Raw genomic sequence first — 15,913 nt, forward strand, 5'->3', positions numbered from 1 at the left:
CGCCAGGCACCAACCAGACCGCCAGACCGGAGGCGGACTGGGCACCAGCCAGACAGCCGGACCGGAGGCAAATGGCGCGAGCCGGGCTGCCGGGTTAAAGCGGGAGGGCCGCTGCCAGCGGGCGGGCAGCCCCCAGGTCCGCCCGCCCGCGCTGAGCAGGTTCGTCCGGTCTCAACCTTCTCACCATCGTCGATCGCGAGGCTCCGGTTCGCCCGGCCACGGAACCACCGTGGGGCCGCACGGCCGGGCGGCCCTGCTCCACCGCGAAAACCGCCCCGCTCGGCGCGATCGGCTGCGTTTCGCCAAGCCCGGCAAGGTCACAACAGGCGCAACTGTTCCGCCTCCCCCGCTCGTTGCTCCGGGACCTCCGGCTGCTCCGGTTCCGTCCGGGTTTCCGCATGCGCTCGAGGCGCCCGCGGGTCGAGCCCGTGCCGTCGCAGCAACGGGCCGACCACCGTCGCCAGGCGTTCTCGGTAGCCGCGGTCGACGTAGCTTCCTTTCGCGTACAGGCGGCGGTAGCGCGGAGCCAGCTCCGGGTACTCCCGTTTCAGCCAGGAGGCGAACCACTCCCGCGCGCCTGGTCGCAGGTGCAGCGGCAACACCGTCACCCTGGTCGCTCCGGCTTCGGCCAGCTGGGCGAGAAGCGGATCCAGCGCTTCGGGCGAATCCGTCAGGTACGGCAGCACCGGGGCGACCATCACTGAGCACGGCAGACCGGCCGCGGCGGCTTTGCGGATCAGGTCCAGGCGGGCTCGCGGCGTCGGGGTGCCGGGTTCCAGCCGGTGTTGCAGGTCGCCGTCCAGCAGGGCCAGCGACACGGCCAGGCTCACCGGGACGTCGTGTGCCGCCGACTCCAGCAACGGCAGGTCCCGGCTCAGCATGGTGCCCTTGGTGAGGATCGACAGCGGAGTACCGGAATCCGCGAGCGCGCGGATGATCCCGGGCATCAGCCGGTACCTTCCCTCGACGCGCTGGTACGGGTCGGTGTTCGTGCCCATCGCCACGGGTTCGCGTTGCCAGCTCGGCCGTTTCAGTTGCGCGGCAAGCACTTCCGGGGCGTTGACCTTGACCACGACCTGGGTGTCGAAATCGCGGCCCGCGTCGAAGTCCAGATAGGTGTGGGTGTTCCGGGCGAAGCAGTTGTGCGACACCATCCCGTCGGCGATGAAATCACTGGTGCCTGTTGTGATGTCGAACAGCGGCAGGTCCAGCCCCGTCGGCGCGACGCTCGTGACCGTGCGCCGGACGCCGCCGATCACGGTGCCGTCCAAGGAGCGTTTCCATTCGACCGCCGGGTCGACCAGGTGCAGGAACCGCAGCAGCTCGCCGGTGCCGCCGGTGAGCCGGGCCTGCCTGCGGCCGGGGTGCTGGCGGTGGCCGACGGTGTCGTAGCTGAACGAGAACCGGTCCAGTGCGGCGAACAGCATGTCCACCACTTCGTTTTCGTCGTGCGCGATGGAAAGCGTTCCGCGCCGGTAGCCGCCCGCCAGGTCGAACAGCCCGGCCAGGAATCCGCGCGCCCAATGGGCGTCCGGTTCCCTCGGGATGCGCATGAAACCCACCGAGGAACCGAAATCCGGCAAATACGCCAGCGCTCGTGCGGCGGCGTCGGATTCCGCGGCGAACCCGCCGGAGCGCAGCATTCCGCACAGGTATCCGGCGCGGTAGCCGAGCGTGTCGTCCGGCGTGCGCGTGAAACGGCCGGTTCCGACCAGTTCCGTTCCGGGTTCCAGGTGCGGCCGTTGCGCGGTGCCGAGTTTGCTGCCGGTGACGTACTTCCAGCCGCGGGCGCTGAGGAAGCGGTGGTCCGGCCCGGCGACGATCCGCGTGCCGTCGTCGAGCGTGACGCGATAGGCCGGGCGCACCGTGGTCCAGTGCGCGAGCACCTCGGTAGGCACGAGCCTGCGCGCGACGCCGTGTCCGCGCGTGCCCATGATCCGGTCGCCCACGCGCAGTTCGGCGATCGGTTTCGCCCGGCCGTCGGCCATCAGCACCGGCGTGTCGCCTTCGAGGCAGTACGTGCACGCGTGCGAACACCCGCGATAAGGATTGACCGACCACCGGAACGGCACCGCCGACGATTCGGGCACCCGGTTCAGCACGGACCGGGCGCGCACCTCGTGAAAGGTGACGCCGCCGAATTCCGGCGCCCGCACCGAGCGCACGACTTCCCCGAAAGCACCGAGACCGGGGAGCGCCGGCTCCTCCTTCCCCGCTCGCAACTGTTCCCAACGCACCTCCACAGTCGAACACATGTTCTAAAGCGCTGTCAAACATATGTTCGAACACCCCTCGAACGAGCGAGGGCGAGCGGAGGCCGGGGTCAGCCGGAGAACCGCTCCAGCGCGCGGATCTTGTTCGTCGCGTCGAGGGCGGCGACCTTGTACGCCTCGGACAGCGTCGGATAGTTGAAGACCGCGTCCACCAGGTAGTCCACCGTTCCGCCGCAGCCCATCACCGCCTGTCCGATGTGCACGAGATCGGTCGCGCCGGTGCCGAAGACATGCACTCCCAGCAGCTTCCGGTCCGCCGTCGACACCAGCAGCTTCAACATCCCGTAGCTGTCCCCGGAAATCTGGCCGCGCGCCAGCTCCCGGTAGCGCGCGATGCCGACCTCGTACGGCACCGAAGAGGACGTCAGCTGCGCCTCGGTCGCGCCGACGTACGAGATCTCCGGGATCGTGTAGATCCCGATCGGCTGCAGCGCTCCGATGTCGCGGGCCGGTTCGCCGAACGCGTGGTACGCCGCGAGCCTGCCCTGGTCCATGGACGTCGCCGCCAGCGCCGGGAACCCGATCACGTCGCCGACCGCGTACACATGCTCGACGGAGGTCCGGTAGTGCTCGTCGACCTCCAGCCGGCCGCGCCGGTCCGCGCTGAGGCCCGCGTTCTCCAGCGCCAGCGCGCCGGTCATGCCCTGCCTGCCCGCCGAGTACATCACCGCGTCCGCCGGGATCCGCTTGCCGCTGACCAGCGTCGTCACGGTGGCGTCGGCGGAGACCGCGACGTTCGCGACCTTCTCCCCGAACCGGAACGTGACGCCGAGGTCGCGCAGCTGGAATTTCAGCGATTCCACGATCTCCGGATCGCAGAAGTCCAGCATGTGGTCGCGCTGTTCGACCACGGTCACCCGCGAGCCGAGCGCGGCGAACATCGACGCGTACTCGATCCCGATCACGCCCGCGCCGACCACGACCAGCGACGACGGGATCGCCTCCAGCGCCAGGATCTCGTCGGAGTCGAGCACGCGCGCGGCGTCGAAATCGACGTGGTCCGGCCGCGCGGGACGGGTGCCGGTCGCGATCACGACGTACTCGCCGGTGATCGTGCGCCGGTCGCCGCGGTGTTTGCCGTCGACCAGGACAGTGTGCGGATCGGCGAACGAGCCGATGCCGCCGATCAGATCGACGTGGTTGCGCAGCAGCTGCGCGCGCACCACCTGGACCTCGCGCCCGATGACGTGCTGGGTGCGCGCCATCAGATCCGCGATGGTGATGTCCTGTTTCACCCGGTAGCTGGCGCCGTACAACTCGCGCTGGTTCATCCCGGTCAGGTACAGCACGGCTTCGCGCAGCGTCTTGGACGGGATGGTTCCCGTGTTGACGCACACGCCGCCGACCATGTCCTGCCGGTCGACGACGGCGACTTTCTTCCCCAGTTTCGCCGCCGCGATGGCGGCCTTCTGCCCTCCCGGGCCCGAGCCGATGACGATGAGGTCGTACTCGTATTCGCTCACGGCCCTGAGCCTGCGCAGCCGCGCCGGTCAGCGCAAGTCAGCACAAGCCCTCACGAGCGCAAGGCGCCCCGGCGGCGGTGCAGGTCAGTGACCGATCCGAGCGCGATGTCGAGTTCTTCGCGCAGCAACGCGGCCTGCTGCGCGGCGACGTCCTCCCCCAGCAAGGCGGCGACCCGTCCCTCTTCCAGCAACGCCAGCGCCTCCCACGGCGACGCCGCCAGCTGCCCGTGCGGAGCTCCCGCGTCCGGCGGCGACAGCTGTTCGGCCAGACCAGCGGTACCGGCGGCGAGCAACGCGGCCACGACAAGGTGTGGCTGGGCGTCCGCGCCCGCGAAGCGGAATTCCAGCCGCGGCGCGGAGGACGTCCCGCACAACCGGATCGAGGCCGTCCGGTCGTCCGGCCCCCACCGCAGTTCGCGTGGCGAGAACGGCGCGGTGCGCAGCCGGACGTAGCTGTTCCACGTCGGAGCCCACACCGCGGACAGCGCCCGCGCGTCCCGGAGCACTCCGGCCAGAAAAGAGCCCAGCGCGAACGGGAACCCGGCTGGACCGTCCGGAGTGGACAGTGACAGATGGACGTGGCACGAGTTCCCCTGACCGGATTCCGGCGCGGCCAGATAATCCGCTTGCGCACCGTGCCGGGCAGCGACCTGCCGGGTCACCATCTGCAGCAGCAACGCGTCGTCACAGGCCGCGAGCGCGTCCCGATGCCGCAGGACGACCTCGTACTGCCCCGGATGACACTCCGCGCGCGCCGATTCCACACCGAGGCCCGTCGTCGCGGAACGCAGCTCCGCCAGCAGCGGCGCGAGACGTTCGGTGCCGCCGAGGGCGTAGTCCACCCCGTGTCCGGTGAGCGGATCTCCTTCCATGGTGCGGAAAACGACCTCGTGCTCGATTCCGATCGACGGAACCAGGCCGTGTTCCTCCAACCGTGCCAGCTGCGTCCGCAACACTGTCCGCGGCGCGAGCCCAGCCGGTTCGTCGGACGGAAACTCCGCGTCCCCGACCACCGCCCAGGTCCGGTCGCCGAGCGGAAACGCCGTCGCCGCGTCGAGCCGCACGCGCAGGTCGCCAAACCCGCCGAGGTACGGCGTCAACGGACCGGTCTCCGGCAGTGGTTCCCGCTCCGGCGTCCAGGCGAAGACGTAGCTGCACACGCCATATCCGCTGTCCAGAACCTCGGCGGCGAACGGTGCGGCCAGCTCGACCGCCGCGAACCGCGCGTGCGGATCGGGCACCAGAAGCAGCAGCCGAGCACCGTCCTCGGCCAGCACCCGACGCAGTATTTCCGCGGCGGCCGTGCCCGTTTCCGCGCGCACGGCCAGCGATCGCGGCCCGGCCGGACGGTCGAACGGGTTCACCAGGCACCGTCTGGATCGGGAGCGTGCAAGGGGTTCGGCACGCGGCCCCAGCGGACGTCGAACTCGTCGTCTCGTTCCACCTTGTCGAAGCCTTGCCCGGCGAAGTGCTCGCGGTTGAGCGTGACCCGTTCGACGTCCGGCGCGAACAGCAGGCAGGCGTCGAATCGCTCGGCCACGTCGGGGTTTTCGGCGCGGTAGCGGCCGACGACCCCGCGCACCAACGCCCAAAACTTGCCGCGCGGCAGGCCGAGATCGTCCAGCAGCAGTTCCGCCCAGAACCGCAGCTGCCCGGAGAAAACCGAGCTGAATAAGGACTGCGCGAGCAGGTGCGCGGGCCAGCGCAGCATGTCGGCGGCGGCGTCCGGCGGAAGGTCCGCGTAGCAGGGCAATTCCTCGTCCAGCAGGTCGACGCCCTGGGCGAAATCCTTGATCGCGACTCGCAGCGGGAGACCGTTCGTGTCCACCACGAGCACGAGATTCTGGCCATGCGGGCAGAATCCGACGCCGTACTGGAGCAGCCAGTGCAGCAACGGCGTGAGCAGCAGGTCGAACAGCCGCGACAGCCAGGCCTCCGCGCTCTCGCCGGACTGGGTGATCAGCCTGGTCAGCACGGTCTCGCCGCCGGCGTCGCGGTACGGCAGCGCGGCGAACGAGATCGCCTGCTCTCCCTCAGCGAGCCGGGTGGCCAACGGCTCGCGCCACAGCGCACCGAGCGTTTCGTGGAACCGGTACGGCAGTTCCTCCAGCGAGCCGAACAGCGGATGCCGGACCGAAACGCTCGCGATCTCGCCGAGCAGCTCGAAGCGGTACTTCTCGGACAGCAGCGGGTCGGCCGCGTCGATCCGGCGCAGCCATTCGGTGACCGACGGACCGGCAAGCGTCGCCGCGGAGTTCAGGCCGCGGTAGACGAGCGTGTTGCGCACGGAAACCGCGGTTTTCACGTCGCGCCGGTCCGGCCGGGAACGGTTGGCCAGAGTCCGGACCGTCTGATGTGGACGGTAGACGTCGCTGCTCTCCCCCAGCTCGGCCATCCGGCCCGTGGCCAGCTCGGCCGCGTAGAGCGTGCCGATGATTTCGTCGGCCTGCCACGGATGCACCGGTACCCAGAGGTAGTCGGCGAGCGCGCCGAGCTGGACCGTACGCGCGGTGAACTCGGCGCGGGTCTGGTCGTCCAATTCCTCGCGCAGCAGGCTCTCCGCGTCGAGCCCGGCCACGCTGCGGAACTGCGCGAGGTCGCGGTGTACTGCATACCAGCGCAGCCGGATGTCGGCACCGGACTCGGGCGCGTAACGCGCGCGGTCGCGGGCGGAAAACCCGACCCGGCCCTTGTTGAGCACCAGCCGGGGATGGCCGGTGAGGTGTCCGTCGGCGAGGTCGTAGTCCATCGTGGACAGTTCGGCGGCGGTCGGCGCGCGCCGCAATCGGGTCGCCTCGTTGGCTACGGTCGCGGTCAGCTCGGCGAGGACGTCAGCCAGCCTCAGACCGGTGAGACCAAGCCGGTCGCGCGCGTCGACGATCAACGTGCGCGGGTCGTCCGCCGGGGCTTCCGCGCCATCGGCGAGCCGGATCGCGCTGCCGGGCAAGACTGTCCACGATTCGAACGCGCCTCGACGTGCTTCGAAGCGGTAGGAAACACCAGCGGGCAGGTCGAGTTGCCAGCTGCGGTGTCCGGCCTGAGTCGGCTCGCCGGGCTCCGGCACCAGCATCGCTTCGTAGGACAGTTCGCCGAGCATTTTGTGCGTGACGAGCGAGCCCGCGGCCCGCCAAGCGGCGTCTTCGGTCAGGGTCACTGGTCCTCCGTCTGGTCGAGGCCGAACGTGGTGAACGCCGTCCGCTCGGGCAGGTCGTACACCGGTTTTCCGCATACCGCGTTGAGAATCGCCGCCGCCCGCCACGCGCCGAGGCCGAGATCCGGTGCGCCGGGACCGTGCGTGTGCCGTTCCGCGTTCTGCACGAACAACGGCCCGGGCACGTCGAGTTCGACGCGATAATCCGCACCGATCACGAGCCGTCCTTGGGCATCGCGGCGGACCGCGTCGCCGAGCCCTTGCAGCAACGGGCCGGTCGGCGTTTCCGCGTAGCCGGTCGCAGCCACCACGGCGGACGTGCGGTGGCGGGCAGTCGTTCCCTGCTGGACGTGCCGCAGCCCCAGCTCGATCCCGTCGCCGACGGTCGCGGAGACCACCTCGACGCCGGGCGTCAGCACCGCGCCCGGCCAGCCGCCGCCGATGCTCCGCCGGTACAGCTCGTCGTGGATCTCGGCCATGGTCTCGGCATCGATCCCTTGGTACAGCTGCCATTGCGCGGGAAGAAGCTGGTCGCGGACCGGTTCGGGAAGGCGGTGGAAGTACGCCGTGTAGTCGGGCGTGAACTGCTCAAGACCGAGCTTCGAGTACTCCATCGGCGCGAACGCGGGCGTCCTCGCCAGCCAACGCAGACCGTCCACAGTGGATCGAGTACGCAGCAGATCGAGAAACACCTCCGCCCCCGACTGCCCCGAACCGACGACTGTCACCGATTCCGCGGCGATCAGTTCCGGTCGATGCGCGAGGTAGTCCGCGGAATGCAGGGCGAGCACATCGGGTGCAGACACCAAGGGCCGCAACGGTTCCGGAACACTCGGCTGGGTACCGACTCCGAGCACGACCGCCGTCGCGAGCACTGATTCCGCACCGGTGACGGTCAGCTCGAACGCCTCTTCGCGGTCGATCCAGCGCAAACCGGTGACCTCGTGCCCGAACCGGCACGACGGCAGCCGCGACGCTGCCCAGCGGCCGTAGTCGTCGTACTCGGCGCGCGGCAGGTGGAATCGCTCGGCGAAGTAGAACGGCAGCAACCGTCCGCGTTCGCGCAGGTAGTTGAGGAACGAGTGGCGGCTGGTCGGGTCGACGAGCGTCACCAGGTCTGCGAGGAAGGGCACCTGCAGCGTCGCGCCGTCCAGGAGAAGCCCGGGGTGCCAGCGGAACTCGGGACGCGCGTCGAACAGCACGACCTCCAGCTGGTCGAGCGGATCCGCCAGGGCGGCCAGCGACAGGTTGAACGGCCCGATGCCGACTCCGGCGATGTCGTAGCGCCTCACGACGCGACCGGACTTTCCCACGCGACGCTCGCGCGAAGGTCAGCCGCGACCGTCGCCACCGCGTCGAGCAGCGCGCGGTAGTCGGCGGGTTTGGTGTGCGAATGCAGGAGGGTCAGTTTGAGCCACAGCTGGGCCGTGCCGTCGGGACCGGTCGGCAGCGTGCCGCGGCCGATCACCGCAGTGCCGTCTTCCAGCACCCTCCGGCGTACTTGCGCGACCAGGTCGTCTCCGGCCGTTCCCGGCAGCTCGTCCGCCGCCGTCGGGCGGAAGACCACTGTGGACAGTTCAGGCGCACCCCACGACCGCAGCGCTGGATGGTCTTCGACCATCGCGTGCACGCCGGAAGCGTTGGCACAACAGCGTTCCACGAGCGCACCGAGCCCGCCGGTGCCTAGCGCACGCACCGTGACTGCCATCCGGAACGCGTCCGGGCGCCGGGACGTGCGGAGCGAACGGCCGAGCAAATCGGGCAGTCCGGCTTCGGTGTCGTCGTCGGCGTTGAGGTACTCGGCACGGACGGTGAGCGCCTGCAGATCGGACTGTCGGCGCGCGGCGAAGACACCGGCGGCAACCGGTTGCCAGCCGAACTTGTGCAGGTCAAGCCCGACCGAATCGGCTAATTCCAGCCCGTCGACCCGGTCTCGAAGCCTCTCGCTGCAAAGCACGAGGCCGCCGTACGCCCCGTCGACGTGCAGCCGCGCGCCGGTCCGGCGGCAGATTTCGGCGATCTCCGGCAACGGGTCGATCCGGCCGGTGTTGGTGGTGCCAGCGGTCGCCACGACGATCGCCCGCGCACCCAGCGGAGCCAAGGCCTTGGCCAGCGCGGACGGGACCATGCGGTCGTCCACGCACGGCACTACGACCGGCGCGGGCAATCCGAGCAGCCAGGCCGCGCGAGCGACACTGTGGTGCGAATTCGCCCCGCAAACCGGTTGCGTGACAGCGGATTCCCGCGCCAGCAGCAGACCGAGCAGATTGGATTCGGTGCCGCCGGAGGTGACGACCGCGTCTGGGCGGACGGCGTCCGGATAGCAGAGCCGGGCGATGCCGGTGGTGAACTCGCGCTCGATTTCGCTCGCGACCGGGGCCTGGTCCCAGGAGTCCAGAGACGGGTTCAGCGCCGAGGCGACGACGTCAGCCGCGACGGAGACGGCCAGCGGAGGGCAGTGCAGGTGCGCCGCGCACGCCGGATCGGCGGGATCGGCGGATCCGGCGGCGAGCAGGGCGGAAAGCTCTTCCAGGGCTTGTTCGGCGCCCACTCCGTGCCGCGGGAGCCCGTCGGAGGGCTGGGTGCGGGCGAGTGCCGCCGCCACCGCGGCCGGGCCGCCCGCCGGGACCGGACCTCCGCGTTCGGCCGCGCCCGCCGCCATTCCGCGCAGCGCCACGGGAATCAGCCGAGCCAGCCGGTCCGCGCCGCCGGGACCGCCCGCGAGCCACTCCGCCGAAGCCACACCGGGTGGGGAGATCTCCGGCGCTGAGGGCGCATCCGCCATGGAACCGCCTTTCTTAGGGAAAGCTAGCCTTACTTTACCCTGCGCAACAATACGGATACCCAACGGCAGCCGGTAAGCAGGGCGGCACCGCACGAAAAACGGCCGGTGCTCCGCAGTGGAGCACCGGCCGTTCCGGAAAGGGTGAGCGCGGCGGAGTCAGCGGGAAATCAGCTCTCCTTCCCCAGCGCAGCCAGTTCCCGGTGGATCCATTCGACCTGGAGGCGCATGAGGTTCTCGGCGACCTCTTCGGCCTGCGGCGTCATGTGCGTCGCGCCCGCGAGCGGCAGGAAGCCGTGCGGACGGCCCTTTGCCAGCAGCGCCGAGGAAAGCCGGAGGGCGTGCGCCGGGAAGACGTTGTCGTCGGCGAGGCCGTGCACGATCAGCAGCGCCCGCTCGAGCGAACCGGCACTCGCGATGAGCGAGTTGTGCTCGTAGCTTTCCGGTTCGTCCTCCGGCTTGCCGAGGTAGCGCTCGGTGTAGTGGGTGTCGTACAGCGACCAGTCGGTGACCGGCGCGCCCGCGACCGCCGCGTGGAACACGTCCGGCCGCCGCAGCACGGCGAGCGCGGACAGGTAGCCGCCGTAGGACCAGCCGCGGATCGCGACCCGCTCCAGGTCCAGCTCGGGACGCACCGCCGCGGCCGCGTGCAGGGCGTCGACCTGATCGGCCAGCGTGACGTCGGCGAGCTTGCCCGCGATCTCCTTCTCCCACGCCGGTCCGCGGCCGGGCGAACCGCGGCCGTCCACGACCAGCACGGCGAAACCTTGGTCGGCGAGCCACTGCGGGGTCAGGAAAGCGTTGCGGCTCTGGAGAACTCGCTGCGCGTGCGGACCGCCGTACGGGTCGAGAAGCACCGGCAGCTTGCCCTCGTCCGGCTCGTATCCGCGCGGCAGCACCAAAGCCGCGCGCAACTGGCGTTCGCCGAGGGTGAGCCAGGTCAGGTTCGGCACGATCTCCGGGTCCACAGTGGACGATTCGATCTCGCCGATCTCGACACCGTCCCGCAGCACGGTCACCTTCGGTCCGCTGTGGTCGAGACTCCACGAGGAAAGCACCGTGAGAGCCGCGCTTCCCGAACCGACGTGCACACCGTCCGTTGCGGACAGACGGCGCACCGTGCCGTCTTCGGTGCGGTACAGGTGCACCTGCGTCGGGTCGTCTTCCGAAGCGGTAAAAAGAATTTCCTCGCCGACGTGCAGCACCATCCGCAGCTGCATCCCCGGCGGAGTGACCGGCGTGCCGTCCACCAGCAGGCGATGATCACCGTCAGCCGCGCTTTCCACCACCAGCTTGCCGTCCGCGGTCCACGCGGGCACACCCTGGAAAATCTCGACCCAGTGCTCGTCGGTCTCGGTGTGCACCTCGGTGACCGAGCCGTCGGCCGGGTCCAGCGCCAGCACAGTGATCCGCTTCTGGTCCCGCGGCTGCACGGCCAGCAGCGGCTGCCCGCCCGCCGACCAGTGCACGGTGACCAGGTACTCCCAGTCGCCTCGCGCCACGTCGACCCGGCTGCCGTCCAGGCCCAGCACGGCCAGCGACACCTCGGCGTTCGGCGAACCGGCCGCCGGATACGCCACGACATTCGCCGGTTGCTGCGGGTTCGCCGGGTCGCCGATCGTCCAGCGCGGCACCGGGCCGCGGTCCGCGCGCTCGACGATCACGCTGCGTCCGTCCGGCGCCCACCAGTAGCCGCGCGTGCGGTCCATTTCCTCGCCCGCGATGAACTCCGCGAGGCCCCAGGTGATGTCCTCGTTGTCCTCGCCGACGAGCACGCGGTCCTCGCCGGTCGCCAGTTCAATCACGTGCAGCCGACGCTCGCGCACGTACGCGACGTGGGTGCCGGTCGGGTTCGGCCGCGGGTCGATCACGGAGCCGTCGACCAGGATGCGCGTCTCGCCGGTGGCGAGGTCGAGCGTGTACAGCTTGCCCGACAGCGTGAATGTGACGACGGTGAACGCGTCGTCAACGCCGAAGGCCACCACGCCGCCGCCGGTCTCCCGGGCCCGTTCGCGACGCGCCCGTTCCTCCGGCGGCAGGTCCTCGTCGCCGGACACCAGCTCGGCGGCGTCGATCAGCTTCGTCTCCTCGCCGCTGGCGAGGTCGAACGACCACAGGCTGTGCCGCGGATCGGTGCCGGTGGCGCTGCGCAGGAACAACACCCGCGAACCGTCCGGGGCGACCCGGAACTGCTTGGGCGCGCCGAGAGTGAACCGCTGGGTGCGGGCCTGCCGGCGGAGGAACGGGACGTCGTCGAGTGCAAGATCGGTCACGACCAGCACTCTTTCAGATGATCAGCCGGGCACGCCAACACCCTGCAGCGCGGCCCACTGCTCGGCGACGTCGTAGGACGGCTCCGGGAACTGCGGGTCCATCTCGGTCAGGGTCTCCACGAGCAGTTCGGCGACCGCCCAGTTGCGGTACCACTTGCGGTCCGCGGGCACGACGTACCACGGGGCGTGCTCGGTCGACGTGCGCTTCATTACGTCGGCGTACGCCTTCTGGTAGGCGGGCCACTGCCGGCGCGCCTCGATGTCCGACGGGTCGAACTTCCAGCGCTTCTCCGGCCGGTCCAGCCGCGCGGTGAGCCGGCGGAGCTGCTCTTCCGGCGAGATGTGCAGGAACACCTTCACCAGGGCAGTGCCGTTGTCGGTCAGCTCCTTTTCGAACGCGTTGATCTGCGCGTAACGCTGCCGTCGTTCGGCCGCGGGAAGCTGGCCGAGCACGCGCGGCACGAGAACGTCCTCGTAATGCGAGCGGTCGAACACGCCGAGGTGACCCGGAGACGGGAGCTTCTTGCGGATGCGCCACAGGAAGTCGTGCCGCAGTTCGGCGGCGGTCGGCTTCTTGAACCCGGCGTACTGCACGCCCATCGGGTTCACCAACCCGAGCACGTGCCCGACAGTGCCGCCCTTGCCGGAGGTGTCCATCCCCTGCAACACCAACAGGACACTGCGGGTGCCGCCGCCGATGCCCTCCGCGTACAGCGCTTCCTGCAACCCGGCGAGCTGCTCCCCCACCGACTCCAGTTTCTTGCCGCCTTTCGCCTTCTTCTCCGGCCCCACGGGCGACGAAGCCGGGTCCGGCAGCTCGTCGCCCGCCCGGAGCGCGTCGCGGACCCGGTTTCCGTTCTGCTGCTTCTTCGCCATCCCGGGACGATAACCGCGGCGGCGGGCAAACCCGGGGACTTCCCGGTCCGTCCGGCCGGGTGTCATCCGGTCGAGCGAGCCGCGCAGCGAATCGCCGGTCCCACCCCTCGATTGCGCAACGAACGACGGGGGAAAGCAACGTTTCGCGGCTGAACTCCCCGCGAACGGCCTCTAGCCTGAACGCATGACAGCGTCCGTCCAGCCTGCCGGCACCGCGCGTCCCACCTCTCCCGACGGCTTCATCGCGCTCGACGAGCAATGGAGCACGCACAACTACCATCCGCTGCCGGTCGTGATCGCCGAAGCCGAGGGCGCTTCGGTGACCGACGTGGCCGGCAAGTCCTATCTGGACTTCCTGGCCGGCTACTCCGCGCTCAACTTCGGCCACCGCAACCCCGAGCTGATCGCCGCCGCCACCGAGCAGCTGGGCCGCGTCACGCTCACCTCCCGCGCGTTCCATCACGACCAGCTAGGGCTGTTCTGCCGCGAACTGGCCGAGCTGACCGGCACCGAAATGGTGCTGCCGATGAACTCCGGGGCCGAGGCCGTCGAATCCGCGGTGAAGGTCGCGCGCAAGTGGGCGTACCAGGTCAAGGGCGTTCCAGCGGGCACCGCGGAAATCGTGGTCGCGGGATCGAACTTCCACGGCCGCACCACCACCATCGTCTCGTTCTCCGACGACGAAACCGCGCGCGCCGACTACGGCCCCTTCACGCCGGGCTTCGTCCAGGTGCCTTACGGCGACGCCGAAGCGTTGAAGGCAGCTATCACGCCGCGCACCGCTGCCGTGCTGATGGAGCCGATCCAGGGCGAGGCGGGCGTCGTCGTGCCGCCCGCGGGGTTCTTCGCCGCCGTACGACGGCTGTGCGACGAGAACAACGTGCTGATGATCGCCGACGAGATCCAGTCCGGTCTCGCGCGCACCGGCACCGTGCTGGCGCTGGAACACGAAGGCGTTCGCGCGGACCTGTATACGCTGGGCAAGGCCCTCGGCGGCGGCATCGTCCCGGTGTCCGCAGTGGTCGGCAGCCGCGAGGTGCTCGGTGTGCTGAAGCCGGGCGAACACGGCTCGACCTTCGGCGGCAACCCGCTGGCTTGCGCCGTCGGCCGTGCGGTGGTGCGGATGCTGCAGACCGGCGAGTACCAGAAGCGGTCCACCGAACTCGGCGCGCACCTGCACGAGCGCCTGGCGAAGCTGGTCGGCGACGGGGTTTCGGAAGTGCGCGGACGCGGCCTGTGGGCAGGCGTCGACATCGCGCCGGGCGGCCCGACCGGACGGGCGGCGTCCGAGGCGCTGGCCGGGTTGGGCGTGCTGTGCAAGGAAACGCACGACCGTACCCTGCGCGTCGCGCCGCCGCTGGTGATCACCGAAGCCGAACTGGACCGCGGCATCGACGCCATCGCGCAGGTCGTACGCGACTGACTCGCTCGGTGGCCGCCGTTTTCCGGGCGGCGGTCACCGAGTGGGCATCACGGCGACCGTCGATCCGTCCGGCGAGGCGGTCACCGCGATGCCGCGGCCGTACTCGTCCTCGACGGACGTGGTCAGGCTCCACGTTCCGTCGTTCTCCCGGAGCGCCACCGAAACCTTGTCGCGAGGGAAGCCGGGCATGCGCTCGTTCACCTTCGTGAGGATCGCGGGCAGCGCCTTCGGCGACAGCTCCGACAACGCGAACAACGACGCACCCGGCTCCGGCTGGATCGGCGAGGGCCGGTGTTCGACGAGACGTCCGCGGTACCAGTCGTAGTCGTCCGAAGTTCCCGGGCTGGGTCCGGGCACCTGGAACTCGACGTGGTCGGTTCGGATGATCGCTTCGTACACTTCCGGCCGGCCGCTCAGCTTCATCAGCAGCGCCGCGACATCCTGGAAACCCTTCTCCGTGAACGCGTCCGCGGTGAGCGCTGGAACGCCCTTCGCGTCCGCGACCAACGGACGCTTGCTGTCCTTGGCCTTGGTCGACCTGACCGTCATCGTGATTCCGACGTCTTCGCGACGGATGATCACGCGAGCGTCCGCCGGGTCTCCGCCGAAGCTTGCGACGAGACCGGGTATCGCGGCGAAATTGATCTCGCTCGCAGCGAACTGCTTGTCCGACGCACCGACGCTGGCCGAGTCGCGTTTGACCGTGCCGCCGCGGTAGCTGAGATAAGCACCGGGGATGGTGGCGCGCAGCTGATCCGATTCCACGGTCAGATCCGCGAAACGCTCGCTCTCGGCGGACAGTTTCGCCACGCCAGTACGCAAATCGTCCGCAGTGAACAAGTTCGGCGGGAAGACAAGCTGGCCGAGGACGTCGTCGCGGATCGGCAGCAGCAACGCCGCCGCGATGACGACCGTGCTCACCCCGGTCATCGCAAGCCGTCCAGCGGAATTCCCTTGTCGCGCTTGGGGTTCCGGCGTGCGGTCGCCGTGCTGCTGGACGAAACGGGTGCTTCGCGCAGACGCCGTACCGCGCGACGACCGGGCGATGCCGCCAAGGATCAGCACCATGACGGTCAGGCCGATGCCGACCGACCCAGCCGCGACGTACCAGCCGTGGCCGAGGACGAATCCGCCGACGACGCCCGCGATCGCCAGTCCGAGCAGCAGCGCGTACCCCAGCCGAAGGAACCGGATCAGCCGGATCGCCGGAGACCGCCGCGGTTCGGGTGGATTGGGCACAGTTCGCCTGTTTACTGCACCCCGCGCGCGGACACCAGCGGGGGTGCGTGTCCGTTCAGGCGGAAGTGACCTCGACGCCGCTCAGCGCGGTGTTGTCCTGCTGCTGCCCGTCTCCGCCCGGCACGGTGGGGATGTCGCCGGTGCTGAGGCCGGACAGGTAAAGCCCGGCCTCAGCACCGGCTTCCGCGGACTGCCGCTTGCGGCGCGCCGTTTCGATCCTCGTCACCACGACCTGGCGGGCTCCGCCGGGCAGCCGCACCACCGCGTTCGCGCCGACCTGGACGGTGCCGTCAGTGACCGTGCCGGTGACGACGACTCCGCGCAGCGGGATCTGGTAGATCTCGGAGATCCGGAAGCGGAACGGGCCGGACGGGGTTTCGGCCGGACGGCGCGAGAACAGCGACATGGGACCAGCATCGCATCACCGCGGTCC

11 protein-coding genes are annotated in these 15,913 nt (G+C 69.8%); 1 reads left to right on the forward strand and 10 read right to left on the reverse strand.

The window, feature by feature from the left end:
* Window positions 1-317: 317 nt before the first annotated feature.
* The 8 genes from ACZ63D_RS06465 to ACZ63D_RS06500 all read right to left on the reverse strand — a co-directional run bounded on the left by ACZ63D_RS06465 (window position 318) and on the right by ACZ63D_RS06500 (window position 12,818).
* Complete coding sequence (locus ACZ63D_RS06465) at window positions 318-2,237, reverse strand: intein-containing Rv2578c family radical SAM protein (protein ID WP_465353255.1); 1,920 nt, start codon at window positions 2,235-2,237, stop codon at window positions 318-320.
* 86 nt (window positions 2,238-2,323) lie between these two features.
* Entirely contained in the window at window positions 2,324-3,736 is a 1,413-nt protein-coding gene (gene sthA, locus ACZ63D_RS06470; RefSeq protein ID WP_465353256.1) for a Si-specific NAD(P)(+) transhydrogenase, read from the reverse strand.
* Between the two features lie 50 nt (window positions 3,737-3,786).
* Complete coding sequence (locus ACZ63D_RS06475; RefSeq protein WP_465353257.1) at window positions 3,787-5,100, reverse strand: type I glutamate--ammonia ligase; 1,314 nt, start codon at window positions 5,098-5,100, stop codon at window positions 3,787-3,789.
* A complete protein-coding gene (locus ACZ63D_RS06480) occupies window positions 5,097-6,890 on the reverse strand; it encodes an IucA/IucC family protein (RefSeq protein WP_465353258.1) in 1,794 nt (597 codons plus the stop codon). The genes ACZ63D_RS06475 and ACZ63D_RS06480 overlap by 4 nt, the downstream gene beginning before the upstream one ends.
* Complete coding sequence (locus ACZ63D_RS06485) at window positions 6,887-8,179, reverse strand: lysine N(6)-hydroxylase/L-ornithine N(5)-oxygenase family protein (protein ID WP_465353259.1); 1,293 nt, start codon at window positions 8,177-8,179, stop codon at window positions 6,887-6,889. Before ACZ63D_RS06485 ends, ACZ63D_RS06480 begins: the two co-directional genes overlap by 4 nt.
* Window positions 8,176-9,672: a pyridoxal phosphate-dependent decarboxylase family protein gene (locus ACZ63D_RS06490; RefSeq protein WP_465353260.1), complete on the reverse strand. Its 1,497-nt coding sequence runs from the start codon at window positions 9,670-9,672 to the stop codon at window positions 8,176-8,178. Before ACZ63D_RS06490 ends, ACZ63D_RS06485 begins: the two co-directional genes overlap by 4 nt.
* Window positions 9,673-9,839: 167 nt before the next feature.
* Window positions 9,840-11,942, reverse strand: coding sequence for a S9 family peptidase (locus ACZ63D_RS06495; RefSeq protein ID WP_465353261.1), 2,103 nt, complete (start codon window positions 11,940-11,942; stop codon window positions 9,840-9,842).
* A gap of 21 nt (window positions 11,943-11,963) precedes the next feature.
* A complete protein-coding gene (locus ACZ63D_RS06500) occupies window positions 11,964-12,818 on the reverse strand; it encodes a PPK2 family polyphosphate kinase (protein WP_465353262.1) in 855 nt (284 codons plus the stop codon).
* Window positions 12,819-13,002: 184 nt separating this feature from the next.
* Here ACZ63D_RS06500 and rocD point away from each other — a divergent pair, with 184 nt between their 5' ends.
* A complete protein-coding gene (gene rocD, locus ACZ63D_RS06505; protein WP_465353263.1) occupies window positions 13,003-14,241 on the forward strand; it encodes an ornithine--oxo-acid transaminase in 1,239 nt (412 codons plus the stop codon).
* Window positions 14,242-14,274: 33 nt separating this feature from the next.
* On the opposite strand, the gene ACZ63D_RS06510 is transcribed toward rocD, so the two are convergent.
* Window positions 14,275-15,480 (reverse strand): hypothetical protein, encoded by a 1,206-nt coding sequence (locus tag ACZ63D_RS06510; RefSeq protein ID WP_465353264.1) that lies wholly within the window; start codon window positions 15,478-15,480, stop codon window positions 14,275-14,277.
* Between the two features lie 55 nt (window positions 15,481-15,535).
* A complete protein-coding gene (locus ACZ63D_RS06515) occupies window positions 15,536-15,886 on the reverse strand; it encodes a hypothetical protein (protein ID WP_465353265.1) in 351 nt (116 codons plus the stop codon).
* Window positions 15,887-15,913 lie beyond the last annotated feature (27 nt).

This window comes from Amycolatopsis sp. NPDC104775, assembly GCF_055583325.1.